The organism is Siccibacter colletis (assembly GCF_000696575.1).
Classification (GTDB): domain Bacteria; phylum Pseudomonadota; class Gammaproteobacteria; order Enterobacterales; family Enterobacteriaceae; genus Siccibacter; species Siccibacter colletis.
This window is the reverse complement of the sequence record NZ_JMSQ01000026.1, coordinates 187,827-214,516: the sequence shown is the minus strand read 5'-3', so window position 1 is coordinate 214,516 and position 26,690 is coordinate 187,827. Positions and strand designations below refer to the sequence as shown.

Below are 26,690 nucleotides of genomic sequence, written 5' to 3'. Positions count from 1 at the left end.
CACATAAGTGACTGAGTTAGCGGCAAATAAAAAATCTTAAAAAATGTGATCGGACACACATATGCCTGCAACAGTTATACCCGTATGAAAACCAGGCCTGTTGGCGTTGCACTTCAAATAATCAGAAATTCGTCTGGCTGGCGATTAAGTATTTGTTGCGCGAATATCACCGTTCAAAGACGATGAGTAGAACGTTCTACTAAAACGTTCTACTTACAATAACAAGCAAGACGCGCACAGCGTTCTCTTCGGGGGAAATCAGCATGAGTCTGGTATCAGGGTTAGTAAAATCGTTGTCTAAACTGTCGATGATTGGCCGCGCGTTAATGCTGCCAATCTCATTGCTGCCGGCGGCAGGCCTGCTGCTGGCGTTCGGCGATAAGTTCCATCTGCCGCTGATGATGAACGCGGGCGGGGTTATCTTCGATAACCTGCCGCTGCTGTTCGCCATTGGCTCTGCGGTGGGGCTGGCGTCCGAGTCGGGTATTGCAGCGCTCTCCGCTGCGGTCTCGGTGTTCGTGACAAACGTCACCATCGGCACGGTGTTAAGCATTACACCGGAAATGGCCGCACAGGGTGGCAAATACGCGATGGTGGTCGGCATTCCCACGTTGCAGATGGGCGTGTTTGGCGGGCTTATCTGCGGCATTCTGGCGGCGTGGTGTTACAACCGTTTCCATACCCTGCAGCTACCTGAGTTCCTCGGTTTCTTCTCGGGAAAACGCTTTGTCGCTATCGCTACCGCGTTCCTGTCCTTTATTCTCGGGCTGCTGTTGCCGTACGTCTGGCAGCACATCCAGGCGGGCATTGATGCGCTCTCGCTGGTGGTCAACGGCGATAACCAGGCAGCTTCAACCTTTATCTTCGGGCTGGTGGAGCGCGCGCTTATCCCGCTCGGCCTGCATCATATCTGGTATCCGTCGTTCTGGTACTCGTTTGGCGACTACACCACTCAGGCAGGCCAGGTGATCCACGGCGATCAGACGATCTGGTTCAAAATGCTGGAAGAAGGCGTGAAGTCGTTCAGCAGCGATACCTACCACAACGCGGGTAAATTCATGCAGGGCGAATTCCCGCTGATGCTTTTCGCGCTGCCGGCGGCCTGCCTCGCGATGTATCACGAAGCCAATACCAAAAATAAAAAGATTGCCTCGGGCATTCTGTTCTCCGCCGCGCTGACCTGTTTCCTGACGGGGATTACCGAGCCGGTTGAGTTCACCTTTATCTTTGTGGCACCGGTGCTGTACGTGTTCAACGCCATCATGGCCGGGCTCTCCTACATGTGCATGTACCTGCTGGATGCGCACATTGCCAAGTCCTTCTCCGCCGGGCTTATCGACTATATCTCCTTCGGTATTCTGCCGTCGTTCAACGGCTTCGAAACGCACTACCTCAGCGCGATTATCGTTGGCGTGCCGATGGCCATCATCTACTACTTCACCTTCCGCTTCGTGATCCGCCGTTTCGACGTTAAAACGCCGGGGCGTACCGATGTGACCACCACCGCCACCAATAAAAGCGATGCCGAACTGGCCAGTGAGATTCTGGCGCTGCTGGGCGGTGCGCAGAACGTTGGGTCCGTGGGTTCGTGTATTACCCGTCTGCGCCTGGAAGTGGAAAACGGCAAAGCGGTAGATCGTGACGGGCTGAACAACGTGGGAGCACGCGGTGTGGTGTTCGTCGGTGATAACGGCATTCAGGTGATTTTCGGTGCCAGAGCGCAGTTTATCGCCCAGGAGATGTCCGGCATGCTGGGTAAATAAGCCGCACCACGCCGCCTGTATCATCCCGGGCGGCGTTGTGGTATCACGTTGTTTACTGGCGCGTTTTGTGAAGGCAGGGAATGAAAAAGGTCAGCATTATCGATGTGGCAAAAGCAGCGGGCGTCTCGGTCTCAACCGTGTCGCTGGTGCTGCGCCAGAAAGGGAAAATTTCGCAGGCCACCATTGAAAAAGTGCAGGCCGCTATCTCAACGCTGGGCTACGTGCATAACGTGGCTGCGGCTAACCTGCGCGCCAGCACCTCCAACCTGATTGGCCTGATCCTGCGCGACTTTGGCGATACCTTCAGCATGAAGGTAGCAGCCAGCCTGGTGCAGACGCTGGAGCAGCAGGGCTATATGGTGTTTCTCGCCCAGCCGCAGGACGATGAGCACCTTAAGCGCACGCTGCTCTCCTTCACCCGCCAGGGGGTCGCCGGCGTCATCTGGCTGTGCGGCGATCATCAGCGCGACAGCCTTCCCGCCCCGCTACTGCATTCGCCGCTGCCGCTGGTGGCGGTATCCCAGACGCCGCTGCAGGGCAGCGTGGATATTGTGATGCGCGACAATCGCCAGGCCGCGAGCCTCGCCACGCGCTATCTGATTGAACGCGGGCACCGCAACATCGCCTGGATTGGCGGCGAGGCTAACTGCCTGTTGCGGCAACAGCGCCTGCTCGGCTATCGCGCCGCGCTGGAGCAGTACGGTCTGCCGTTTCGCGCCGAGTTAGCGCCGGTGTGCGCGGAGGACACGCACGCCGCCAGCCTCGTCACCCGTCAACTGCTTGAGAAGCACAACACCATCACCGCCCTGCTCTGCCACTCTCCCCATGCCATTATCGGCAGTTTGGGCGGCATTCATCACGTCGGGCGCACGGTAGGGAAAGACGTGTTTCTTACCCAGCAGGTGTCGCTGATTGGCTTTGAAGATATGCTGCAGATTAACCTCACCTCGCCGTCGTTTACCTACGTCTCCTCGGCGAGCGAAGAGAGCGGGCGTCAGGCAGCGATGCTGATGATCCGCAAGCTGAAGGAGCCTGGGCTGCCTGCGCAGTACATCACGCTTTCCGGGCAGCTGGTGCAGCGCGACTCCGCCTGAAAGCGGCTATTTGATTACCAGCTTGCAGGTCTTGCCGATGAGACTCGCCATCGAAATCAGCGCATCAAGGGTAAACTTTTCCGTTTTCTGATTCACTACATCAGACACCCGCGGGCGCGTCACCTGCAGGATCTGCGCGGCGTTAACCTGCTTAAGGTTTTCCGCCTTGATCCAGCTGGCAATCTCCGCCATCACCTGCTTTTTCATACCGATGAGCAGGGCAATTTCACGGTCTGACTCCTGCTGTAACGCCGCCGCCTGCGCGTCGTCAAAACCGAGGTCGGTGAAAATGTTGTCCTCAGGACGTGTGATGTGGCGCACGCCGTTCTCGCTGTTATGGGTCATCTGCTACTCCTTCGCTGATTAACAATCTCGTGATACCGCTGACGGATGACCCAGGCATCACTCAGCCTCGTCTTCCGCTCTTTTTTACTGAAGCTGTGCAGGACGTACACCGCTTCCTCGAATTTTGCCACGCAGGCGACCCGCCAGGTATTTGCGTCTTCATCCAGTCGGATTTCGATAACGCCCGCGCCCCATGTGCTGACGCGTTTTACATCTGTCGGGTCAAGCCCGAACTGCACCTTGCGTAGCTCTTTTCCCGCTCTGGCTCTGACGCTCTCCGGAAAGGCGCGCAAATCATTAAGCGGCGACCCGCACCAGTAGATGGGTTTTGCTGCCTCGCGTGCTCCTTGTAAGTCCATATCAGCTCCGTGCTTGTGTATTAAATTTTATACATCACCGGGTAAATATTCAACACTATTTTTGCGCCGGAAGGTGAATTTTGGTTCTGAAATGGAAAGCGGCACGCATAAAAAAAGCCGCCCGAAGGCGGCTTTTTTGCGTTAGTGAATAATCACTTGCGGCGCCAGGTGGTGCCCTGTGGGCCGTCTTCAAGGATGATGCCCATCTCGTTCAGGCGATCGCGTGCCGCATCGGCCGCAGCCCAGTCTTTGGCTTTACGCGCATCCAGACGCTGCTGGATCAGCGCTTCGATTTCCGCCACTTCGCTATCGTTGCTCTGGGCACCAGACTGCAGGAACTGCTCCGGCGCCTGCTCCAGCAGACCCAGCACCGCCGCCAGCTTGCGCAGGTGCGCCGCCAGCTGGTTTGCCGCGTTCGCATCTTCCGCTTTCAGGCGGTTAACTTCACGCGCCATGTCGAACAGCGCCGAGTAGGCTTCCGGCGTGTTGAAATCGTCGTTCATCGCTTCAACAAAGCGCGCTTCAAACGCCTCGCCGCCTGCGGCCTGCGCAGCGGGATCGGTGCCGCGCAGCGCGGTGTACAGACGTTCCAGCGAGGCACGCGCCTGCTTGAGGTTGTCTTCGCTGTAGTTCAGCTGGCTGCGGTAGTGACCAGACATCAGGAAGTAGCGAATGGTTTCGGCATCGTAGTGTTTCAGCACGTCGCGCACGGTGAAGAAGTTACCCAGCGATTTGGACATCTTCTCGCGGTCTACCATCACCATCCCGGAGTGCATCCAGTAGTTCACGTACTCGCCGTCGTGGGCGCAGGTGGACTGGGCGATTTCGTTCTCGTGATGCGGGAACATCAGGTCAGAACCGCCGCCGTGGATGTCGAAATGGCTGCCCAGCTGCTTGCAGTTCATGGCGGAGCACTCAATGTGCCAGCCCGGACGCCCCTCGCCCCACGGCGAAGGCCAGCTCGGCTCGCCCGGTTTGGACATCTTCCACAGCACGAAGTCCATCGGGTTACGCTTCACGTCCGCCACTTCCACGCGCGCGCCCGCCTGAAGCTGGTCGAGATCCTGACGCGACAGCAGGCCATATTGCGGATCGGTTTCTACCGAGAACATGACGTCGCCGTTCTGCGCCACATAGGCGTGATCGCGGGCGATGAGCTGCTGGACGATCTCAATGATCTCCGGAATATGCTGGGTGGCGCGCGGTTCGCTTTCCGGACGCAGAATATTAAGCGCGTCAAAGTCCTTGTGCATCTCGGCGACCATGCGGTCCACCAGCTCGACAAAGCCTTCGCCATTTTCATTGGCGCGCTTGATGATCTTGTCGTCAATATCCGTGATGTTGCGTACGTACTTCAGCTTATAGCCAAGAAAACGCAGGTAGCGCGCCACCACGTCAAAGGCTACAAAGGTACGGCCATGGCCGATATGACACAGGTCGTACACGGTAATACCACACACGTACATGCCCACTTCCCCGGCATGGATAGGTTTAAATTCCTCTTTTTGGCGCGTCAGTGTATTAAAGATTTTTAACATCGATGATTCCATGTAGACGTGTGTGAAAGTGAGCGGTTCGGGACCAGCCGCTTAGTTTACCCGTAATTCAAACCCGAAGCAGCACACTTTGCAAGGTGATCGAACCGGACGACCTGTGCTATAACAGGCGCCTGAAATGACCTGATAAGACAGGTCGCAGCGCCACTTAACGGAACAGGATGCAAACATGGTTACTTTTCATACCAATCATGGCGATATCGTCATCAAAACTTTTGATAACGACGCGCCGGTTACAGTGAAGAACTTCCTGGACTACTGTCGTGAAGGTTTCTACAACAACACTATTTTCCATCGCGTCATCAACGGGTTCATGATTCAGGGCGGCGGCTTTGAGCCGGGCATGAAGCAGAAAAACACCAAAGACGCGATCCAGAACGAAGCGAACAACGGCCTGAAAAACACCCGTGGCACCCTTGCTATGGCGCGTACTCAGGCTCCGCACTCCGCGACCGCGCAGTTCTTCATCAACGTGGCTGACAACGACTTCCTGAACTTCAGCGGCGAAAGCCTGCAGGGTTGGGGCTACTGCGTATTCGCAGAAGTGGTTGAAGGTATGGACGTGGTTGACAAGATCAAAGGCGTTTCTACCGGCCGCAGCGGTATGCATCAGGACGTACCGAAAGAAGATGTGATCATCGAAAACGTTACCGTCAGCGAGTAATCGTGGCCACGCTTTTTATTGCAGATCTTCATCTCTGCCCAGAAGAACCGGCGATCACCGCCGGTTTTCTGCATTTTTTAGCCGGTCCGGCTCGCGATGCCGACGCGCTCTATATTTTAGGCGATCTGTTCGAGGCCTGGATTGGTGACGACGATCCGGTTCCGCTGCATGCGGAGATCGCCCGGGCGATCCGCTCGCTGGTGGATCATGGCGTCCCCTGCTACTTCATTCACGGCAACCGTGACTTCCTGCTCGGCAAGCGTTTCGCCCGGCAAAGCGGCATGACGCTGCTGCCCGAAGCTCAGGTGCTCTCGCTCTACGGGCGCGACGTGCTGATTATGCATGGCGATACGCTCTGCACGGATGATGCCGGTTACCAGGCGTTTCGCACGAAAGTGCACCAGCCCTGGTTGCAGGCGCTTTTTCTCGCCCTGCCGCTGTTCGTGCGCAAACGTATTGCCGCTAAGATGCGCGCCGGCAGTAAAGCGGCCAACAGCACCAAGACGCTGGAGATCATGGACGTCAATCCGCAGGCGGTCGTGGCGACAATGGAACAGCATCAGGTACAGTGGCTGATCCACGGTCACACCCATCGCCCGGCGGTGCATGAGCTTTCCGCCAACGGTCAGCCAGCGTTTCGCGCGGTGCTCGGCGCATGGCACAGCGAAGGCTCAATGGTCAGCGTCACGCCCGACGACGTAGCACTAATCCATTTCCCATTCTGACCCTGCTTTTTCTGGCGTTTTTCCTGTCGTCTCAATGTGTTAAAACGGAAGGCTTTACGCAAACGAGACAAGTTTCCCATGGAACTGGATATTACCGACGCCATTTCACCCGACGATCGCGCTGCGCTGTTTCACGGCCTGCACGGCTATAACCAGCAGTTTATCGCCAGCGACGCCTCGGGCAGCCTCGGCGTCTGGCGGCGCAACCTGACAGGCGGTCTTGATGGCGGGCTTATCGCCAGCATCAAAGGCAACTGGCTGTGCATTGATTTTCTCTGGGTGAATGAGGCACTGCGCGGCACCGGTCTGGGTCGTTTGCTGCTGGCCGCCGCCGAGCACACCGCACTCCAGCGCGGTTGTACCCTGGCGCTGGTCGATACCTTCAGCTTCCAGGCGCGCCCCTTTTACGAAAAAAATGGCTTCGTGCTGCAAATGACGCTGGAGGATTTTCCGCATCACGGGCAGCAACGTTTTTATCTGACCAAAGCGCTCTGACAGGCGGCTTTTGCCGGTGCCAGCAGACCGATTTTTTCCGCCTGCCGCGCCGACGCAACCGTTTTCCTTGCCATTTTTCCATGCTATTCTTTGTGCCCTTCTGAACGACAAGCACCTTGTCCACGCACACTCACAGGAGTTTTAAGACGCATGTCTTCAAGCCAACATCCGGCGCGTATCGCCATCGTTATGGGGTCTAAAAGCGACTGGGCGACCATGCAGTTTGCCGCTGACATTCTCGATGCCCTTGAAGTACCTCATCATGTCGAAGTGGTTTCCGCCCACCGCACGCCGGACAAGCTGTTCAGCTTTGCCGAAGGCGCGCAGCACAACGGCTATCAGGTGATTATCGCCGGTGCCGGTGGGGCCGCCCATCTGCCGGGCATGATTGCCGCCAAAACCCTGGTGCCGGTGCTCGGCGTACCGGTGCAGAGCGCCGCCCTGAGCGGTGTGGACAGCCTCTACTCTATTGTGCAGATGCCGCGCGGTATTCCGGTGGGGACGCTGGCGATCGGTAAAGCGGGAGCGGCGAACGCAGCCCTGCTGGCCGCGCAGATCCTCGCCCAGCATGATGAGGCACTGCTGGCGCGTCTCGGTGCCTGGCGCCAGGCGCAGACTGACGAGGTGCTGGATAATCCGGACCCGAGGGATCAGGCATGAAACAGGTATGCGTACTCGGGAACGGCCAGTTGGGGCGTATGCTGCGCCAGGCCGGTGAACCGCTGGGCATCGCGGTCTGGCCGGTAGGACTGGACGCGGAGCCGCAGGCGGTGCCGTTTCAGCAGAGCGTGATCACCGCTGAAATCGAGCGCTGGCCGGAAACCGCGCTGACCCGCGAACTGGCGCGTCACCCGGCATTTGTCAACCGGGACGTGTTTCCCGTTATCGCCGACCGCCTGACGCAGAAGCAGCTGTTTGACCGTCTCGGCCTCGCCACCGCGCCCTGGCAGCTGCTGGCGTCTGCCGGGCAGTGGCCGGCGGTCTTTGATGCCCTGGGCGAGCTGGCGATCGTTAAGCGCCGCACCGGCGGCTACGACGGTCGCGGTCAGTGGCGGCTGCGGGCGGGCGATACCGCGCAGCTGCCTGACGACTGCTACGGTGAATGTATTGTTGAGCAGGGAATTAACTTCTCCGGCGAGGTGTCGCTGGTAGGCGCACGCGGCCACGACGGCGCGACGGTGTTCTATCCCCTGACCCACAACCTGCATCAGGACGGGATCCTGCGCACCAGCGTGGCGTTTCCGCACGCCAATGCCGGCCAGCAGGCGCAGGCTGAAGCGATGTTGTCCGCAATTATGCAGGAGCTGAACTACGTCGGCGTCATGGCGATGGAATGCTTTATCACGCCGGGCGGGCTGCTGATCAACGAGCTGGCACCGCGCGTACATAACAGCGGTCACTGGACCCAGAACGGGGCATCCATCAGTCAGTTTGAGCTGCACCTGCGCGCCATTCTCTCCCTGCCGCTGCCGCAGCCGGTGGTAAACAGCCCGTCGGTGATGGTGAACCTGATTGGCACCGCGCTTAACGATGACTGGCTGAAGCTGCCGCTGGTGCATCTGCACTGGTACGACAAAGAGGTGCGTCCGGGGCGCAAGGTCGGGCATCTTAACCTGACCGACAGCGACACCGACCGCCTGAGCGCCACGCTCGAATCGCTGGTGGCGCTGCTGCCGCCTGAATATGCCAGCGGCATCGCCTGGGCGCGGGTCAAGCTGGATAAGTGAGATTGTGGTGGGTGCGCTGCGCTTACCCCCCTGGATGGTCATGAGGCAGCGTAGGGTGGGTAAACGAAGTGCACCCACCGTTTACCCCCCTTTTCACTATTAATGCCGATCGCGTTTATCCGCGCGCTTCGCCAGGTAATCGCCCAGCACCTGTACTACCTGCACCAGCACAATCAACGCGATCACCGTCACGACCATCACTTCGGTTTCGTAGCGGTAATAACCGTAGCGAATCGCCAGATCCCCTACCCCGCCACCGCCGACAATCCCGGCCATTGCCGAATAGCCAATCAGGCTCACCAGGGTAATGGTCAGGCCGCGCAGCAGCCCTGCGCTGGCTTCCGGCAGCAGCACGGTGCAGATGATACGCAGCGGGCTGGCGCCAAACGCCTCGGCGGCTTCGATAATGCCTCTGTCCACGTCGCGCAGCGCGCCGTCCACCAGACGGGCATAAAAAGCGATAGCCGCCACCGACAGCGGCACCGAGGCGGCAATCGGCCCGATGGTATTGCCGAGCAGAAACTGCGTCAGGGGCAGCAGCAGCACCAGCAAAATGACGAACGGCACCGAACGGATAATATTCACCAGCACCGAACTGATGAGGTACACCGCGCGGTTCTGCCAGAACAGATGGCGATCGGTCACGAAAATAAGAAAACCGAGCGGCACGCCGCCGAGGATCGCCAGCACCGTTGAGATGCTGAGCATCTGGAACGTTTCGCTGAACGCGAGCGTCAGATCCGGCAATAAATCATCCATGTAAAGCCTCCACCTGAGCGGTACGGGAACGGATATGCGCCACCGCGGCCTCTACCGCCGTCGGGCTGTCAGGCGCGGTAAGCTGCACCACCAGAACGCCCAGCGCGCGATCGCCGATGTACTCAATTTTGCCGTGCAGAATGTTCACCGCCACGCCGAACTTCACCGCTACCTCGGAGAGCACCGGCTGCTCCGCCGAGTCGCCGATAAACAGGATCTTCAGCAGCGTGCCCTGCAGGTGCGCCTTCAGCCGCTCGGGCAGCGTCAGGTTGAGGGTATGCGACACCAGCTGGCGGGTGAATGCATGCTGCGGGTGGGCGAAGATATCGAACACCTCACCCATTTCCACCACCTTGCCGCCGGACATCACCGCCACGCGATCGCAGATCGTTTTGATCACGTTCATCTCATGGGTGATCAGCACAATGGTGATCCCAAGCCGGGCATTAATCTCTTTAAGCAGCGCCAGAATGGTGGCGGAGGTTTCAAGATCCAGCGCCGAGGTCGGTTCGTCGCACAGCAGTACGTCCGGGTGGTTAGCGATGGCTCGCGCAATGCCGACCCGCTGCTTCTGGCCGCCGGAGAGCTGCACCGGATAGCGGTTCGCTTTATCGGTCAGCCCGACCAGATCGAGGATCTCCGCGACGCGCGGGGCGATTTTCGCCCGCTCCCATCCCGCCGCCTTCAGGCTGAACGCCACGTTCTGCGCCACGGTGCGGGTGTGCATCAGGTTGAAGTGCTGGAAAATCATGCCGATGCGCTGACGGGCGGTGCGCAAGGCCACGCCCTGCAGCTCGGAAATCCGCGTGCCGTTAACCGTCACGCTACCCGTACTCGGGCGTTGCAGGGCATTCAGCGTGCGCAGCAGCGTACTTTTTCCGGCACCGCTGGTGCCAACAATGCCAAAAATCTCGCCCGCCTTAATATGCAGACTGACGTCGTCCACCGCCCGGGTGGCGCTGGACCCCGCGCCGGGAAACTCGACGCAGACGTGTTGTAGCTCAATCATGAAAACCTCAACGGGGAGCCTGCGCTCCCCACGTTAATCTGCGGCTTACTGCGCAGCCGCCATCCACTCCGGCTTCTGGAAGGAGATAAAAACATTCTGCGGATCGTTGATCGCTGCCGCGTAGGCCGGGGATTTCACCACGCTGACGATGTCTTTCGCGAACGGCTTGTCAGCATCTTCACTGCGCACGGCGATGATGTTTTTCAGGTTCTCGTCCAGCTGCTCCTGCGCCAGCGCGGTGGAAAGATCTATCCCGGCGGCGATGGCAAAGTTACCGTTAACCAGCGAGGCGGTAACCCCGTCGAGGGTGCGCGGCAGCTGTGCGGCTTCCAGCGGTTTAAACACCAGACCTTTCGGGTTGCTGGCGATGTCGCGCTCGGAGGCTTTGGTCGGATCGATGTTCGGCTTGATGGTAATCAGTTTTAACGCCTGCAGGAAACGCAGCCCGCGCGCCAGGTTAGTGGGGTCATTAGAGAGGGTAACGATGTCGCCCTTCTTCAGCGCGTCGAGACTTTTGATTTTGTGCGAGTACAGGCCCATACCGGCCGTCGGCACCGCCAGCAGCTTCGTCAGTTTGAGACCTTTATCGGCGGTGAATTTATCGAAGTAGAGCGAGTGCTGGAACAGGTTGGCGTCGATGCTGCCGTTAGCCAGCGCCATATTTGGCTGCACGTAGTCGCTGAACTCGCGCACGATGACCTTATAGCCTTTCTCTTTAAGCGACGGCGCAATGGCCTGCTTGACCATATCGCCATACGGGCCGGGAGCGACGCCGAAGGTGATAGTCTGCGGATCGCTGTTTGCCTGGGCGAACTGCAGTCCGCACGCCAGAAGTAATACGCCGGACGCGACGCGCCAGCTGTGACGAATTCCCATGCGTTTTCTCCCCAAAGAAGGATGTATGTTGTGGTGCGCCTCTGTTTGCGGGTCGCTCAGTAAGTGCTTGTAACGCAAGTAGAGTTACAGCACGACAGCGTAAGATGGCACATTCTGCCGCAGCGGGTAATTGAAAATATTTCATATACCCAGGCAGAAAAGAGATAAGCGGAGGGAGAATTCCCCCGGCGTAGCGGTGCCGGGGGAGACGACGTCTTAGAAGTCGTAACGCAGACGAACCAGGTTCATGTCACCCAGGTTGTCGGTGCTGGAGGTGAATACGTGTTCGTAATCCACACGGAAGCCGTAATCGAGCTGGAAGGCGATACCCACGCCGTTGTCGATACGCTGATAGTTACGGCCACTGATGAACTCCAGGCGGTCGCCCATCACGTAAGGCTGCACGGATTTAAGCGCGTACTGGCCCACCGGGATTTTGTAGCCCGCGAAGTACTCAATGCCCCATGCATCACCGGCGAAGTAATCATTCGCTGATTTCTTTTTGGTGACCATGAAGTTTTCGTACCAGCCGCCGCCGAAGGAGAAGGTCCAGTTGTCCGGGGTCCAGCTCAGCGCGGTACCGAGGATGTTCTGATCCCAGGTCTTGCTGTTGCTGGTGTCGTTCTCGCGGATGTCGGCACGGGTGTAGTTCCACGCTGCACCCCAGGTCAGGTCGGAGGTCAGGTGGTAATCCAGTGCCAGCGAGCCGCCGCCTTTACGGTGATAACGGAAGCCGTTATTGGCGTTGTAGTCATCGCTGAACAGGTACGCGGCATAGATATCCGCATCGCCAGCGGTCTTCTTATACTTCAGCATTTTACGGGAACGGTAGGAGCCGTCGTAATCACCATTGATGCCGTTGCCTGACGCCTGGGCTTTCATGTCGTAATCCCAGATATCGGTTTTTGAACCGATCACGTCGTAATAAGCGCTGTTCTGCTGACCAAATGTCAGAATACCCCAGGTGTCGCTTTTCAGGCCGGTATACAGCATACGGCGGCTGGTGTCGTTCGCGCCCTCTTTATAGTGGTTGTCCCAGTCAAATACCGCCGGAATATTCACGCCCAGCTCGTAATAGTTTACCCAGCTGATATCGTCGAACAGATAATAATCGGCAGCGAAACGGAAACGGGTACCGCCGTCAAAACCGTTACGCTTATAAGAACCTTTATCGCTGTCGCCGGTCATCATTTCAAACTGCGGACGGATACTGCCGCCAACGGTGAAATTAAGACGGCTTAATGGATCGCCTGGCTGTGTGTCGGCTTTGATCAGTGTAATTTCTGCACTGGCGTTAAAAGAGGTCATTCCCACGAGCAGACCTGCCCCAACCAGTACTGGCAAAGCGCGCAATGTAAACTTCATTAATTATCCTTAGTTACTACGTTTTTATTAGCGAAAAAAATGGTACCGCTTATTAACGGCCGATTCTTCAGCAGGTTTAATGATTTGTGCTGTTAAAATGTAATTATTTTATTAATATGTATTACAAAAAGAAAAAGGCGCCTGAAAATTAATCAGACGCCTTTGTTTACTTAATAACCGTAATTAACCGGTGAACTGGCGGAACAGCGCTTTTCCTTTCAGCAATCGAACGCCCAGCCAGCCGCCGCACAGCGACAGCAGCACCGCGCCGCACAGCGGCAACGTCACCCACAGCCGCCACTCCGGCTCCCACGGGAAATCAAATACCCGGGTCTGCAACACGCCGAGCGCCGTTTCCGCGCCGATGGCCGCCACCAGCCCGGAGACCACGCCGAGCAGGGCAAATTCCCACCATAGCGTGGCGCGCAGCGTGCGCTTGCTGGCACCCAGCGTACGGTAGACCACCAGCTCCTGATGCCGTTGACGCATGCCCACCTGTACCTGGGCTAACAGCAGCAGTACGCCACAGGCGGTTACCAGCACCACCATCACCTCCAGTGCGCGGCTCACCTGCTCCAGCACCTGGCCAGCCTGGCGCAGAATGGCACCGATATCGAGCAGCCCTACCGTCGGGAATTCGCGATTAAGCTGGGTAAGCATGGTGTTGCCCTGCTCCCAGCGGAAGCTGGTCAGCCAGCTCTGCGGCTGTCCGTCGAGCGCGCCCTGCGGGAAGATAAAGTAGAAGTTGGGCCGCAGACTCTCCCAGTCCACCTTACGCAGGCTGGTGACCTTCGCAGTGAAATCCTGGGTATCGCCGGTAAAGGTCACGCTGTCGCCCAGCCCGATATTCAGCCGTTTCGCCAGCCCCTCTTCCATCGATACTTCTCCGGCTTTCGGCGGCCAGCTGCCGTCGGTGATCGGGTTATGGCTCGGCTTATTCTCCTGCCAGGTCAGGTTCAGCTCGCGGTTGAGCGCCTCGTCGCTGTTACCCGCGGTGCTTTTGCCGTCGATGGCGGTGAGACGCGCGCGCACGATAGGGTAGAACGCCTCCGGGATCACCTGGTGCTCAGCGAGGAAGGCTTTCATCGACCCGACCTCTTCCGGCGCGATGTTGATCAGGAAGTAGTTCGGGCTTTCCGGCGGGAGCTGCTGCTGCCAGCGCGAGAGCAGGTCGCCGCGCAGCACCAGCATCAGCGCCAGCAGCATAAAGGAGAGCGAAAACGCCGCCAGCTGGCTCATGGTCGCCCACGGCTGATGCAGCAGACGATTGACCGCCAGGCGCAGCGACAGCGAGCGGAAGGTCAGCCGCTTAAGCAGGCGCAGCAGCAGCCAGCCCACCAGGCCGCACAGCAGCGCCAGCACGACTGCACCGGCCAGCACCGCCCACAGCAGGGTTTGTCCGCCCATCAGCCACGCGAGCAGCGCGACCACCACCGCCACCATGACTGGCAGATACACTTTCAGCGGCCAGACGCTGGCGACCACATCGCGGCGCAGCACGCGCAGCGGCTGGGTCGCCAGCAGCAGACGATAGGGTCGCAGGCCCACCAGCAGGGAGATCACCACCACAGAGCCTACCGCCCACAGCCACGGCCAGCCGCTCGCTGCCGGCAGTTCTGCCGGCAGCACCGGTTTGAGCAGCAGCAGCAGCACGCGTTCAAACAGCAACCCCACCGCGCCGCCGGTCAATGTGGCCAGTCCCAGCACCATCAGCCACTGGCCGACGATCAGCTTGCGCAGCGCCTGCCGCCCGGCACCGAGGGTTTTCAGGATCGCCACCAGATCGTAGCGGCTGCGGCAGTAGTGGCTCATCGCCACCGCCACCGCGCTCACCGCCAGCAGCAGCGTCAGCAGGGCCGACAGCAGCAGGAACTGCTGGGAGCGCTGCAGCGATTTCCCCAGCGCGCCCTCTTCATCTTCCATGCCCAGCCAGCGGTGTTCCGGTTTGAGCTTCGGCAGCAGCCAGGACTCGTAATCGGCAATCTGCCCCGGTTCGCCGGCAAACTTGTAGCGCCAGCTGATACGACTGCCGGGCTGTACCGCAGCGGTCTGCGCGACATCCTCAACGTTCATCAGCAGACGCGGTGCCATCTGGAACGGGTTGAAGCCCGCGTCCGGCTCCTGAATCACCTCACCTGCGACTTTCAGCGTGGCATCACCCACATCAATGGTATCGCCGGGCTTCAGGTTCAGCATCGACATCAAACGCGGGGCCAGCAACACGCTGCCCGGCGTCGGGCTCAGGCCCGGCGGCTCCGTCTGCAGCGTGCCGTAGAGCGGATAGCCGCTGTCCACCGCCTTCACATACGCCAGCTGCGGCGTATCCCCGGCAAAGGTCATGGTCGGGAAGGAGAGCTGGCGGTTGACCTTCAGCCCGTCGGCAGCGGCTTTATCCAGCCAGGCCTGCGGAATTTCATGGCTGCTGCGCAGCACGCGGTCGCCCGCCATAAACTCCCGGCTCTGCTGGCTCAGCCCTTTTTCCATGCGATCGCTGATGCTGCCCAGCGCCAGCACACAGGCCACCGCCAGGCTCAGCGCCAGCCAGACAATTAACAGCGATGGCGAACGCCATTCGCGCCAGAACCAGCGTGCAATCATGCTTCCTCCACCAGTGTGCCATCCACCAGCCGCAGACGGCGATCGCAGCGCGCTGCAAGCTGCGGATCGTGGGTCACCAGAATCAGCGTGGTGGCATAGTCGCGGTTCATGGAGAACAGCAGATCGGCAATTTTGTCGCCGGTCTGACGGTCAAGGTTGCCGGTAGGCTCGTCGGCGAACAGCACCGCAGGCTGACCATTAAACGCGCGGGCCAGCGCCACGCGCTGCTGCTCGCCGCCGGAGAGCTGGGCCGGGAGATGGTCGAGACGCTTGCCAAGACCCAACTGCTCAAGCTTGGCTTTGGCCTTCGCCCGGCTGGCGCTGCTGCTTTCGCCGCGCAGTAGCGCCGGCAGCTCGACGTTTTCCAGCGCATTCAGGGTCGGGATCAGCATGAAGGACTGGAACACGAACCCGACCTGCTGGGCGCGCAGCAGTGCCCTCGCCTCTTCGTCCATCTGGTGCAGCGGCTTGCCAAGCAGGTTGACCTCGCCCTCACTGCCGTCGTCCAGCCCGGCGAGGATCGCCAGCAGGGTTGACTTCCCGGACCCCGACTCACCGATAAGGGCGATGGTCTGCGCCGGTTTGACAACCAGCTCAACTCCGGTAAGGATGGAAAGCTCATGTTCCCCCTGACCGACGGATTTCTTAAGATGATGAACTTCAACAATGTTTTCCGCTGGCATTTGCCCTTCCTGTTACTGGCTCTGTTAACCTGTCGCGCCGCCGCAGCGGACACGTTGTTAGTTCTGGGTGATAGCCTGAGCGCCGGCTACCGGATGTCGGCAACCCGCGCCTGGCCTGCGCTGCTGAATGATAAGTGGCAGTCGCGCGACACAACGGTGGTCAATGCCAGCATCAGCGGCGATACCTCGCAGCAGGGGCTGGCGCGTCTGCCGGCGCTGCTGAAACAGCATCAGCCGCGCTGGGTCCTGATCGAGCTGGGCGGCAACGACGGCCTGCGCGGCTTTCAGCCGGACGCGGTAGCCGCCACGCTGCGTAACATCATCACGACGGTGAAAGCCGCCGACGCCGAGCCGCTGCTGATGCAGATACGTCTGCCGGCCAACTATGGACGCCGGTATACTGAGGCCTTTAGCGCGATTTATCCGCAGCTTGCGAAGGAGTTCGATATTCCTCTGGTTCCGTTTTTCATGGAAGAGGTGTATCTGAAACCGGGCTGGATGCAGGATGACGGTATTCACCCCAGCCCTGACGCACAGCCCTTCATTGCGGACTGGATGGCGACACGGCTGGCTCCTTTAGTTAACCACGACTCATAAATGTTCGGGGATCCCGTCTGGTAAAGTTATGCAAAAATCTGTCTTAATTACAGGGTGTTCGAGCGGTATTGGCCTTGAAAGCGCGCGCGAACTGCAGCGCCAGGGCTTTCACGTGCTGGCCGCCTGCCGCAAGGAAGCCGACGTCGCCGCCATGAACGATCTTGGCTTTACCGGCATTCTGCTCGACCTCGACTCACCGGCAAGTGTAGAACAGGCCGCAGCAAAGGTGATTGAACACACCAGCAATCGCCTGTGGGGCATTTTTAACAATGCGGGGTTTGGCCTCTACGGGCCGCTTCACACCATCAACCGTGCCCAGCTGGAGCAGCAGTTTTCGGCCAATTTCTTCGGCGCGCACCAGCTCACCATGCTGCTGCTGCCCGCGATGCTGCCCCACGGCGAAGGACGCATCGTCATGACCAGCTCGGTGATGGGGCTTATCTCAACGCCGGGCCGTGGTGCCTATGCGGCCAGCAAGTACGCGCTGGAAGCCTGGTCGGACGCGCTGCGCATGGAGCTGCGCCACACCGGTATCAAGGTGAGCCTGATTGAACCCGGCCCGATCCGTACCCGCTTTACTGACAACGTTAACCAGACCCAGTCCGACAAGCCGGTAGAAAATCCCGGCATCGCAGCGCGCTTCACCCTCGGCCCGGAGGCGGTAGTGGCGAAAGTGCGCCATGCTTTTGAGAGCAACGCACCAAAAATTCGCTATCCGGTCACGCTGGTGACCTGGGCGGTCTGCGTTCTCAAACGCCTGCTGCCAACGCGCGCGATGGATAAAATCTTACGTGGCTAAGTTGAAGCGCCTGCCGCTGCCCCCATGTAAAAAGAAACCGACAACAGAGAGTGACGTATGTCTGTAGAAAATATTGTTAATATCAGCGAAGCGAACCTGCAACAGGTGCTGGAACAGTCCGTGACTACGCCGGTACTGTTCTACTTCTGGTCCGAGCGCAGCCAGCACTGCCTGCAGCTGACGCCGGTGCTGGAATCCCTCGCTGCCCAGTACAAAGGCCAGTTCGTGCTGGCAAAAGTGGACTGCGACGCCGAGCAGATGGTGGCTTCTCAGTTCGGCCTGCGCGCCATCCCGACCGTGTACCTGTTCCAGAACGGTCAGCCGGTGGACGGCTTCCAGGGGCCACAGCCGGAAGAGGCGATCCGCGCCCTGCTCGACAAAGTGCTGCCGCGTGAAGAGGAGCTGAAAGCCCTGGAGGCGATGGCGCTCATCGGCGAAGGCAAGCATCAGGAAGCGCTGCCGCTGCTGAAAGAAGCCTGGCAACTGTCGAATCAGCAGAGCGAAATCGGCCTGCTGCTGGCACAGACGCAGATCGCCCTCAACCGTTCTGAGGACGCGGAAGCGGTGCTGAAAACCATTCCTCTGCAGGACCAGGATACCCGCTATCAGGGCCTGGTGGCGCAGATCGAACTGCTGAAACAGGCCGCGGACACCCCGGAAATTCAGCAGCTTCAGCAGCAGGTGGATGCTAACCCGGCAGACGCCGCGCTGGCCACCCAACTGGCGCTCCAGCTGCACCAGGTCGGGCGTAACGAAGAGGCGCTGGAGCTGCTGTTTGGCCATCTGAAAGGCGATCTCAATGCCGCTGACGGCCAGGCGCGCAAAACGCTGCAGGAGATCCTCGCCGCACTCGGCACCGGCGATGCGCTGGCTTCCCGCTATCGCCGCCAGCTTTACGCCCTGCTGTACTGATCGCAAAACGCGTTAAAGATTTACCCCCCCAAAAGCCAGGCGCTGCGCCTGGCTTTATTACGCGGTACACTGGCATCAAACCAACAGAGGAGGTTGTTTGATGCTTATTCTTATTCCCGTACTGATTCTCGTGGCGCTGGTGGTGGTGTTTGCCGGTGTCAAAATCGTGCCGCAGGGCTACCAGTGGACGGTTGAGCGCTTTGGCCGCTATACCACGACCCTGCAACCGGGCCTGAACCTGGTGGTGCCCTTCATGGATCGCATTGGTCGCAAGATCAACATGATGGAGCAGGTGCTCGATATCCCTTCCCAGGAAGTTATCTCCAAAGACAACGCCAACGTCGCCATCGACGCGGTCTGTTTTATTCAGGTGATTGACGCGCCGAAAGCCGCCTATGAGGTGAGCAATCTGGAGCTTGCCATCATCAACCTGACCATGACCAACATCCGTACCGTGCTCGGCTCGATGGAGCTGGACGAAATGCTCTCCCAGCGCGACAACATCAATACCCGCCTGCTGCACATCGTAGATGAAGCCACGAATCCGTGGGGCATTAAAATCACCCGTATCGAGATCCGCGACGTGCGTCCGCCGGCGGAACTGATTGATGCGATGAATGCGCAGATGAAGGCCGAACGTACCAAACGCGCCTATATTCTGGAAGCCGAGGGGATTCGCCAGGCGGAAATCGTCAAAGCCGAGGGCGAGAAGCAGTCGAAGATCCTGAAAGCCGAAGGGGAACGCCAGTCGGCCTTCCTTGAAGCAGAAGCGCGCGAGCGTAGCGCCGAGGCCGAAGCCCGGGCAACGAAGATGGTATCCGAAGCCATTGCCGCTGGTGACATTCAGGCGGTGAATTACTTCGTGGCGCAGAAATATACTGAAGCGCTGCAACAGATTGGCTCCGCCAACAACAGCAAAGTGGTGCTGATGCCGCTGGACGCCAGCAGCCTGATGGGTTCCATCGCCGGTATTAGCGAACTGATTAAAGAGAGCGGCACCGCCCGACACAAATGATGATTGAGCTGATTAGCGAACATGCACATGTTTTCTGGCTGGCGCTCGGCGGCCTGCTGCTGGCGGCCGAGATGCTCGGTGCCGGCGGGTATCTGCTGTGGAGCGGCATCGCGGCCATCCTGACCGGGCTGCTGACGTGGATCGTCCCGGTCGGCTGGGAGTGGCAGGGGCTATGTTTCGCCCTGCTGACGGTGGTCGCCGCCGTGCTCTGGTCGCGCTGGCTGAAACGCAAAGCGCGTCCGGAGGGTAATAACGGTCTGAACCAGCGCGGGCAGCAGTTTATCGGCCAGCGTTTTCGCCTTGAGCAGCCGCTGGTCAACGGGCGTGGACACGTGCGCATCGGCGACAGCAGCTGGCCGGTGCAGGCCGATGAGGATCTGCCCGCCACGACGCTGGTGGAAGTCATCGCCGTAGACGGTATCACCCTGCGTATCAAAGCGCGCGCGTAACGCGCTCTGTCGATGCCGCTTTCACAGCGGCATTCTTTTTTGATTAACGGAACAGTACTCATGTTAAGGAAACCTCAGGCGCTCGCGCTGCTCCTGCTGTCGCTCACCGCCACTCAGGCCATCGCCTCTTCTGACGGCGGCTCATGCCCGTGGGGCGTGCCCTACTGCTATCTGGAAGGTGAGCCCTGGCTCGACCCGGCCAGCGACACGCGCGACAATCTCATCCGGCTGGTTACCCGCGATAAACCGCTGGCGCTGCCGGTACTACCCTTCCCGCAGGACATCACCCGCAGCCGCAGCTACTACTTTGGCACGCACCTGGATGAGTGGTACGACGCGCCGGAAACGCCTCAGGAAACCACCACCGCGCCGGACGCGCTGACCACCACCCTCACCGCTCAGCTTACCGCGCTGGGCCTTGAGGTAACGGCGCTGGATAGCGAAGCCGATGAAGATCGGGAAAACCGTTTTGTCTCTAATAACCTCGCCACGGTCTCGGCCTTTTTCACCGCGTTACAGGCAGAAAAAACCCTGACGCCCGACGAGCGACGAGCGCTGGCTCAGGCCCGGCTTGCGCTTCACGCGTCACCCACTCCAGCTAACGCGGCGCTGGATGCTCTCAGCGCGCTTGACGGCGACGCCGCAAAAGCGTTCCGGGATTACCTGATGGCCAGCGCCTGGTTTTATCAGGGCGACTATGCCCGGGCAGGCAGCGCGTTTAACGCGCTGAAAGCTGCGCCGCAACCCTGGGTGTCGGAAACCGCCAGCTACATGCTGATGCGCAACGCGCTCAACCAGAGCACCCACAACGCCACGGATGAGTATGGTTTCTTTAATAACCAGGCGATCGATAGCGCCGCGGTGCAGCAGGCGCGGGAGGATGCGAAAGCCTATCTTACCGCCTGGCCTGAAGGGCAATACGCTGACTCCGCAACCGGCATGCTGCGCCGCATCGCCTGGTATCAGCAGGACTGGACAACCCTGGCCGGCGATCTGGAGCAGCAGCTGACAGCCGCCGACACCACCGACGCGCTGATCGCCACCATCGGCGAAGCCGAAAGCAAGTTGCAGAACGGTATGGTGAGCTGGCAGAGCCAGGTGTTTACCCGCGCCGACCACGCGCCGCGCCTCGCCGCCAGCGAAATTCTGCGTGCGCTGCGCGAGGGCAGCAAGGCCACCATCAGCCAGCAGCAGCTCGACGCGCTCAAACCGGCCTATGAAAACGCCTCGCTGCTGCCGCTGTGGAATTACCTGCATCACGCCCGGCAGTTCTGGCAGCTGGCGGACTACGATGCCCTCCTCGCCACCCCGCCGGCGGCGCAGACCACACCGCAGCCCGACGTGATCCTGTTCAGCGAGCAGGTTCTGTATGGCGATGCGCTGATGGCGAAAAAGCAATGGGCCGAGGCGGATCGCTGGTGGCTGCGGCTCCTGAAAGATCGTCCGGCGGGCGAGCAGCAACAGCTGCTGGAAAAACGCCTGATGCAGACGCGTACTGAGAGCGGGAACCCGGAGGCAATTTTTGCTGCCGACAGCCCGATCACCAACCTGTACTGGCGCTCCCTGACGCTGAAGTCGGCCGCGCCGCTGCCGCTGCTGCGTCGTCAGGCCGAGCACGGCATGAACGATGAAGAGCGCACTATCGCCCTGCATACGCTGCTGACCCGCGATCTGATGGCTGGTGACTATCAGGGCTATCTGCAGGATAAAACGTTGCGCCAGCACATTACCGGCCCCATCGACACGCGCGCTTTTGATGATGTGGCGCTAACCACCTTTGACTGGACCGGAGCCGGGACCACGCCAGGCTACGCTTGCCCGGCGCTGGATAACACCGTGGCGGTACTGGCGAAAAACGGCGATGACAGCCATGCGCTGAACTGCCTCGGGGAGTTTATCTTCGCCAGTAATGTCACCATCAGCCCGGCCCCGGAACTGCTGGACTACATGATATGGGACGCACCCGAGACCCAATCAGCCTTCAGCAGCCCCGATCGTCAGGCGCTCTACCAGCGCGTTATCGCCAGTACCAAAGCGGAACCGGAAGATAAAAGCTATGCGCTCTATCGCGCCGTGATGTGCTACGCCCCGTCGGGTTACAACCACTGCGGCGGCAAAGAAGTGAGCAAGGCCACGCGCCAGGGCTGGTTCAATAAGCTGAAGAAAAACTATCCGGGCAGCGTATGGGCGCAAAAGCTCAAATACTACTGGTAACCGCCGCACTGCTGCTGCCCGCGCAGGCGTATCCCACAGGCCGGGTTGATGCGGCAGATTATCAGGCGTTCTGGCTCTGGTCGGGGGTCAAGGCGACCCCGGCGATGCGTGAGGCGCGCGTGATGTATCTGCATCAGGGCGAAGTGGTAACGCACCAGCAGCGGGCGGTGTTTCAGCGTCTCGGCGCGTCGGTGAGCAGACTTAGCCTGCCGTCGGTGTGGATCACGGTGCGGATCGCCACGCTGGATATGCCGGACGAGGTGCTGGAACACGTGCTGCGTCTGCCCGAGCGCTGGGAGAAGGCAGGCAATAAAGTGCAGGGTTTGCAGATCGATTTTGATGCAGCAACCTACAAGCTGGCGGACTATGCCACTTTCCTGCAGCGTCTGCGTCAGCGGCTACCGGCGCGGTTTGCCCTCGGCGTAACAGGGCTGCTCGACTGGGCGAAAACCGGCAACATCGCGGTGCTCAACACCCTGCCGGTGGACGAACTGGTGGTGCAGACCTACCAGGGGCGTCATACGGTACCGGGCTACGCGCGCTATCTTCCGGCGCTGCACGGGTTACGTATTCCGTTCAAAATTGGCGTGGTGGAATATGGCGCGTGGGACCGGCGCTATGAGCGCGACCTGGCCGCCTCGCCATACTACCGCGGTGCGGTGGTATTTGCCCTGAGCGCTGCCCCGCCGCACTGATTAGGTTCCGGCGTTGCGATGACAGCAGCCGGAGAGATTGTCGATGATCGGGCAGTCGGCGCTGTCGTCGCCCGGGCAGGCTTCCGCCAGCGTCAGCAACTGCTGGCGCATGGCATGCAGCTCCTCGATATGGCGCTCGATCTCCGCCACCTTTTGCAGCGTGCGGGCTTTTACGTCGGCGCTGTGCCGCCCCGGATCGTTAAACAGCTGTACCAGCTCTTTGCACTCTTCCAGATTAAACCCCACCTGCCGCGCCTGGCGCAGCAGCGTCAGCTCATTGAGGTGCTGCTGGCTGTAGCTGCGGTAGCCGTTATCCCCGCGCAGCGGCGGCGTCACCAGCCCCTTCTCTTCATAGAAGCGAATGGCTTTGCTGGTTAAGCCGGTCTTTTTTGCAACGTCGCTAATGTTCATATGGATGCCGTCATATCTGAAACGCTGAACGGATAGTGTAACGCGTTGCGCGTAAAGGTGCGTCAGGAAGGACAAAACGAACGCGGAGGCACCAGGCCTCCGCACGTTGATTATCGATACCGTTTTCAGGCAGCGGCTACGCTACGCGCCTTGTCAACCAGTGAGGCGAGCACCGCGTCGTCAAATAACCGGGCGCGATAGCACTCGCCGGGAAACAGCGGAAAGCCGTGCAGCGTGCAGATCACGTCATACACCGTCGCCACCACCGCACCGGACGCATCCATAATAAAAAACGACCGCGCGTGATTGGTATAAACGGTGTAGTAGTCGTGATGATCGAACACTGCCCCCATAAAATCGGTGATCTGCGGGACGCGATCGTTGGGCAGCGATAGCGGATTGCCAATCTGGGTAACGGTTTTTGCCACCAGATCCACCGCGTAAAACAGCACCTGCGCAGGCGCAGTGGTGAAGGTATCAGCAGGCGCATCTTCAGAAATGGGCCGGTACATTGCCTTGCCTGTGGCATCTTCGCAGGAGTGGTTGTTAAACAGCGACAGCACAAACTTGCCTGCAGCGGTGTCGATGTACTGAGCAAAGGCGCTGTTTTGCGTGACGAATACGGTATGCGCGCCGTTCTCAAACTGCGTGATGCCGGTGGTATCCAGTCGCGGCGCACCCGCGCCACTCAGGAAAGTCGGATTATAGCCGCCGGTATCAATTGACCAGAGTATCGCGCCATCATTAATGCCGATGCCAAAGGTCAGACTGGCAGAGCGCGAATGCACCACAATGGCTTCAGGCGTGCCGTTGCCAGCCGGGAGCCACGACAGCGAATTGAGATGCACGTCATTGGTGCCGCTGTTATTCAGGATCTGCGTATTATCAAATTCGCGGCTGTAATTTTTGGCCCAGATGAGTTTCCCGGTCAGGTCACTGAATTTTAATATCCAGGCATCCTGACGCAGGGTATTGGTGGCACGGTCCGGATTATCGCTCCCCACCATATAAAGATTACCGGCAGAGTCCCACTCCAGATCGTGTGTGTTGGTGAAGCGATTGTTATCGCTGTCGGCTAAATCAAACTCCAGCACCACGTTGCCGAGAATATCAATTTTATAGAAGCGGCGACCATACCAGCGCAGATCCTCATCGCTGCCGGTATAAAAATAGCCGTTATGGGTACGCAGCATCTGATTACGGTACGGCGCGGAGAAGTAGCAGCGCAAATCACCGTTGCGGTCGTAGCCGTCGCAGTACGAGGTCATCAGCCAGCTGTTGCCCCAGACGCTGGTAAAAAGTTCTGGATCGGTCTGCTCGATATTAAGATGAAAAATGGTGGCATCGCGATAACTCTGCTCGCGGGTGCTGATGGCCGTGATGGCGTTATAGACCTCTTCCCCGCCCTGATTATAAAAAATAAACTGCACGTTATTTTCATAATTTGCATACAGTCCGATGACCGGAATTTTTATTTCGCTGCGGGTATCCGTCATTAATTCTTCAGAAGTGTAAACAAAGTCAACGCTGGTGGGACTGGTAGCACGTCTTAAAACTTTATAATCATACCTTACCGCCGTATCAGACTGAAAGTATACATACGCAGCGAGCTGGTTATTTGCCGGAGCCAGTTCGGTTTTTACATAGTAAACGGTCATATTATCGTCCTGAAAATAAAAAAGGTTACAGCGTGGAAAAAGCAGGCGAGGTAATACTGCACGAATTATCACGCCTGCCGGAGAGATCAGTAATCAATTAAGGGTGCTTGCGACATCCAGTACGCGTTTGGTGTTATCCGGTTGCACCGGATCGTGGCGTTTGAAGTAGTCCACCAGCGCCTGGGCGGAGGTGGTTCCCGACATCGTTTTGACATTTTTACCGCGCAGGAACGCCTCATAGCCGTCGCCGCCAGTGGCGCAGAAGGAGTTGGTCATAATGCGATAGGTTTTTGTCGGCTCTACTGCTTTGCCGTCGATGGTGAAAGAAACAATGCGCTGATTCAGCGGCTTGCGGCTGTCATACACCACCTTAACGTTTTTCGACACCTGCAGTATGCCATTGGTAAGGTTGGTGGCATGCACCATCAGCGAGGTGATATCGCTGCCCGTGAGATCCATGGTGGTAATGTCGTTGTTGAACGGATAAGCGCTGATCACCGAGCCATAGGTGATATCCCCTTTCTCAAGGTCGGCGCGAATACCGCCGCTGTTCTGAAACGCGGCAACCGCGTCAGGCGCCTGCGCCATACCGGCATCCATGATCAGATTACCCAGCGGCGAGGATTCCCCGTAAGAGCGGGTCAGCGTCACCGGCGTATGACCTACGACCTGAGCGGTGATGGTTTTCAGTTTATCTTCCCAGCGATTAATTTCCTGCTGCACTTTCGCATCGGCTTTATAGCTATCAGCGAACATGGTTATCAGCTCGCCTTTATAGCCGTCTATCTTTTTGGTTTCCGGGTTAAAGTCGAGCACCAGTTTACCGAGGTTAGTGGCATAGGCATCGGTGGAAACGATAAGCGTATTACCGACTTTGATCGGTTCCGGCGTGCCGGCATGGGCATGGCCGGTAATCAAAACGTCAATCCCGCTCACCGCCTTAGCGGTATCAATATCAGCCTGCAACAGGCGCGCCACGTCTTTATTACCGAAGCTGGACTGGCGTCCCGGAACGCCCTCGTGGATCAGCAGCACGGTCAGGTCCACCTTGCCTTTTAACGCTGCCACCGCCTGTTTGATTTCCGGGATTTCATCCCGCGCTTCAACATCGGTAATCATGCTGGCGGCGATGGTGTCATAGAAAGCAAACTTCCCGTGAATACCAATAACGCCAATTTTCAGCCCGTCGCGCTCCACAATCGTCCAGGGCTTATCAATCACCCGCTCGCCGCTTTTCTTGTAATAGACGTTCCCCAGCAGCACCGGATACTTTATTTTTTTCAGCTGCGCGACCATATTCGGCACGCCGTGATCGAACTCATGATTACCTACGGAAATCGCATCGTAGGGCATGGTGTTCATGATATCGGCAATCGCCTCACCTTTGGTTAACAGGCTCAGGTAAGGCCCGGTGAAATAATCACCGGCATCAAAGAAGTAAACATTCTTTTCGGTTTGCTTCGCCTGATTAACCACGCCTGCGATAGTCGCAAATCCACCCACCGGACGCGCTTTATCCACCACCGGATTTATCCAGGGATCAACATGGGCGTGCAGATCGTTGGTATAAAATATGGTGACGTCTTTGGCAAACAGGGGTTGCGCCAGTAAAACGGAGATAAGCAGCGCCAGCTTTATTTTTTTATGCATTGCGTTTTCCTTAGTAAAGGTTCCTGGTAAAAAACGCCAAAGGCGAATATGGCCCGATCGCCCTGGCGCAATAATTCGTTTACAGGTAACTTCTCTTTGTTTGAATAAATTGCGCAAACATCCTGGCACGCTATTTCTGGCGCTAAAACCGTTAGCGATCACACTTTTTTAGTTATTCATTAGCGGGCATAAAATTAAGAATTGCCCCCATTAAATTATTTAACGCTATTTTTTACCCGCTGTTACTTATTCCAATAATAATGGCCAGAAGA

General features: G+C 58.6%; 26 protein-coding genes. 14 read left to right on the top strand and 12 right to left on the bottom strand.

Annotated elements, in window-relative coordinates; all coding sequences use genetic code 11:
* The first annotated feature begins 263 nt into the window (after positions 1 to 263).
* Entirely contained in the window at positions 264 to 1,763 is a 1,500-nt protein-coding gene (locus ET34_RS0118125) for a PTS transporter subunit EIIC (RefSeq protein ID WP_031524434.1), read from the top strand.
* An 80-nt stretch (positions 1,764 to 1,843) separates the two neighbouring features.
* Positions 1,844 to 2,857: a Mal regulon transcriptional regulator MalI gene (malI, locus tag ET34_RS0118120; RefSeq protein ID WP_031524433.1), complete on the top strand. Its 1,014-nt coding sequence runs from the start codon at positions 1,844 to 1,846 to the stop codon at positions 2,855 to 2,857.
* A gap of 6 nt (positions 2,858 to 2,863) precedes the next feature.
* On the opposite strand, the gene ET34_RS0118115 is transcribed toward malI, so the two are convergent.
* The 3 genes from ET34_RS0118115 to cysS form a co-directional block, all read right to left on the bottom strand.
* Positions 2,864 to 3,202 carry a helix-turn-helix domain-containing protein gene (locus tag ET34_RS0118115; RefSeq protein ID WP_031524432.1) on the bottom strand — a complete coding sequence of 113 codons (339 nt, stop codon included), beginning with the start codon at positions 3,200 to 3,202 and terminating at the stop codon, positions 2,864 to 2,866.
* The gene (locus tag ET34_RS0118110) at positions 3,199 to 3,561 is read right to left on the bottom strand and encodes a type II toxin-antitoxin system RelE/ParE family toxin (protein WP_031524430.1); all 363 of its coding nucleotides are present in this window, start codon (positions 3,559 to 3,561) and stop codon (positions 3,199 to 3,201) included. The genes ET34_RS0118115 and ET34_RS0118110 overlap by 4 nt, the downstream gene beginning before the upstream one ends.
* 152 nt (positions 3,562 to 3,713) lie before the next feature.
* Complete coding sequence (gene cysS, locus ET34_RS0118105; RefSeq protein ID WP_031524428.1) at positions 3,714 to 5,099, bottom strand: cysteine--tRNA ligase; 1,386 nt, start codon at positions 5,097 to 5,099, stop codon at positions 3,714 to 3,716.
* Positions 5,100 to 5,286: 187 nt separating this feature from the next.
* Here cysS and ppiB point away from each other — a divergent pair, with 187 nt between their 5' ends.
* The 5 genes from ppiB to purK all read left to right on the top strand — a co-directional run bounded on the left by ppiB (position 5,287) and on the right by purK (position 8,728).
* The gene (ppiB, locus tag ET34_RS0118100) at positions 5,287 to 5,781 is read left to right on the top strand and encodes a peptidylprolyl isomerase B (protein ID WP_031524426.1); all 495 of its coding nucleotides are present in this window, start codon (positions 5,287 to 5,289) and stop codon (positions 5,779 to 5,781) included.
* Between the two features lie 2 nt (positions 5,782 to 5,783).
* Positions 5,784 to 6,506 (top strand): UDP-2,3-diacylglucosamine diphosphatase, encoded by a 723-nt coding sequence (gene lpxH / locus ET34_RS0118095; RefSeq protein ID WP_031524424.1) that lies wholly within the window; start codon positions 5,784 to 5,786, stop codon positions 6,504 to 6,506.
* Between the two features lie 78 nt (positions 6,507 to 6,584).
* A complete protein-coding gene (locus ET34_RS0118090; protein ID WP_031524422.1) occupies positions 6,585 to 7,001 on the top strand; it encodes a GNAT family N-acetyltransferase in 417 nt (138 codons plus the stop codon).
* A gap of 150 nt (positions 7,002 to 7,151) precedes the next feature.
* Complete coding sequence (gene purE, locus ET34_RS0118085) at positions 7,152 to 7,661, top strand: 5-(carboxyamino)imidazole ribonucleotide mutase (RefSeq protein ID WP_031524420.1); 510 nt, start codon at positions 7,152 to 7,154, stop codon at positions 7,659 to 7,661.
* Positions 7,658 to 8,728, top strand: a complete 1,071-nt coding sequence (purK, locus tag ET34_RS0118080) for a 5-(carboxyamino)imidazole ribonucleotide synthase (protein WP_031524418.1) — start codon at positions 7,658 to 7,660, stop codon at positions 8,726 to 8,728. Before purE ends, purK begins: the two co-directional genes overlap by 4 nt.
* A 99-nt stretch (positions 8,729 to 8,827) precedes the next feature.
* Here purK and ET34_RS0118075 read toward each other — a convergent pair whose 3' ends face one another.
* The 6 genes from ET34_RS0118075 to ybbA form a co-directional block, all read right to left on the bottom strand.
* On the bottom strand, positions 8,828 to 9,487 hold the full coding sequence (locus ET34_RS0118075; RefSeq protein WP_031524416.1) for a methionine ABC transporter permease: 660 nt from the start codon (positions 9,485 to 9,487) through the stop codon (positions 8,828 to 8,830).
* Positions 9,480 to 10,496, bottom strand: coding sequence for a virulence-associated ABC transporter ATP-binding protein SfbB (gene sfbB / locus ET34_RS0118070; RefSeq protein ID WP_031524414.1), 1,017 nt, complete (start codon positions 10,494 to 10,496; stop codon positions 9,480 to 9,482). Before sfbB ends, ET34_RS0118075 begins: the two co-directional genes overlap by 8 nt.
* 45 nt (positions 10,497 to 10,541) lie before the next feature.
* Positions 10,542 to 11,372 carry a MetQ/NlpA family ABC transporter substrate-binding protein gene (locus ET34_RS0118065; RefSeq protein WP_031524412.1) on the bottom strand — a complete coding sequence of 277 codons (831 nt, stop codon included), beginning with the start codon at positions 11,370 to 11,372 and terminating at the stop codon, positions 10,542 to 10,544.
* 216 nt (positions 11,373 to 11,588) lie between these two features.
* Positions 11,589 to 12,737, bottom strand: coding sequence for a porin (locus tag ET34_RS0118060; protein ID WP_031524410.1), 1,149 nt, complete (start codon positions 12,735 to 12,737; stop codon positions 11,589 to 11,591).
* Positions 12,738 to 12,920: 183 nt separating this feature from the next.
* Complete coding sequence (ybbP, locus tag ET34_RS0118055) at positions 12,921 to 15,335, bottom strand: putative ABC transporter permease subunit YbbP (RefSeq protein ID WP_031524409.1); 2,415 nt, start codon at positions 15,333 to 15,335, stop codon at positions 12,921 to 12,923.
* Positions 15,332 to 16,018 (bottom strand): putative ABC transporter ATP-binding protein YbbA, encoded by a 687-nt coding sequence (gene ybbA / locus ET34_RS0118050; RefSeq protein ID WP_031524407.1) that lies wholly within the window; start codon positions 16,016 to 16,018, stop codon positions 15,332 to 15,334. Before ybbA ends, ybbP begins: the two co-directional genes overlap by 4 nt.
* Between ybbA and tesA the strand changes: the two genes are divergently transcribed.
* From tesA to ET34_RS0118015, 7 genes are all read left to right on the top strand, one after another.
* Complete coding sequence (gene tesA, locus ET34_RS0118045) at positions 15,986 to 16,615, top strand: multifunctional acyl-CoA thioesterase I/protease I/lysophospholipase L1 (RefSeq protein ID WP_035891732.1); 630 nt, start codon at positions 15,986 to 15,988, stop codon at positions 16,613 to 16,615. The two genes, ybbA and tesA, sit on opposite strands and share 33 nt — an antisense overlap.
* A 28-nt stretch (positions 16,616 to 16,643) precedes the next feature.
* Positions 16,644 to 17,414, top strand: coding sequence for an SDR family oxidoreductase (locus tag ET34_RS0118040; protein WP_031524404.1), 771 nt, complete (start codon positions 16,644 to 16,646; stop codon positions 17,412 to 17,414).
* A gap of 57 nt (positions 17,415 to 17,471) precedes the next feature.
* Positions 17,472 to 18,326 (top strand): co-chaperone YbbN, encoded by an 855-nt coding sequence (locus ET34_RS0118035; RefSeq protein WP_031524403.1) that lies wholly within the window; start codon positions 17,472 to 17,474, stop codon positions 18,324 to 18,326.
* A 100-nt stretch (positions 18,327 to 18,426) separates the two neighbouring features.
* Positions 18,427 to 19,341, top strand: coding sequence for an SPFH domain-containing protein (locus ET34_RS0118030; protein WP_024550725.1), 915 nt, complete (start codon positions 18,427 to 18,429; stop codon positions 19,339 to 19,341).
* Positions 19,341 to 19,790, top strand: a complete 450-nt coding sequence (locus tag ET34_RS0118025) for an NfeD family protein (protein WP_031524401.1) — start codon at positions 19,341 to 19,343, stop codon at positions 19,788 to 19,790. Before ET34_RS0118030 ends, ET34_RS0118025 begins: the two co-directional genes overlap by 1 nt.
* 60 nt (positions 19,791 to 19,850) lie before the next feature.
* Positions 19,851 to 22,004 carry a hypothetical protein gene (locus tag ET34_RS0118020; protein ID WP_031524400.1) on the top strand — a complete coding sequence of 718 codons (2,154 nt, stop codon included), beginning with the start codon at positions 19,851 to 19,853 and terminating at the stop codon, positions 22,002 to 22,004.
* Positions 21,974 to 22,699, top strand: a complete 726-nt coding sequence (locus tag ET34_RS0118015; protein WP_031524398.1) for a DUF3142 domain-containing protein — start codon at positions 21,974 to 21,976, stop codon at positions 22,697 to 22,699. Before ET34_RS0118020 ends, ET34_RS0118015 begins: the two co-directional genes overlap by 31 nt.
* Here ET34_RS0118015 and cueR read toward each other — a convergent pair whose 3' ends face one another.
* The 3 genes from cueR to ET34_RS0118000 form a co-directional block, all read right to left on the bottom strand.
* A complete protein-coding gene (cueR, locus tag ET34_RS0118010; RefSeq protein ID WP_031524397.1) occupies positions 22,700 to 23,110 on the bottom strand; it encodes a Cu(I)-responsive transcriptional regulator in 411 nt (136 codons plus the stop codon).
* A 125-nt stretch (positions 23,111 to 23,235) separates the two neighbouring features.
* A complete protein-coding gene (locus ET34_RS0118005; protein ID WP_031524395.1) occupies positions 23,236 to 24,768 on the bottom strand; it encodes an aryl-sulfate sulfotransferase in 1,533 nt (510 codons plus the stop codon).
* A gap of 93 nt (positions 24,769 to 24,861) precedes the next feature.
* Positions 24,862 to 26,418, bottom strand: coding sequence for a bifunctional metallophosphatase/5'-nucleotidase (locus ET34_RS0118000; protein WP_031524394.1), 1,557 nt, complete (start codon positions 26,416 to 26,418; stop codon positions 24,862 to 24,864).
* Positions 26,419 to 26,690 lie beyond the last annotated feature (272 nt).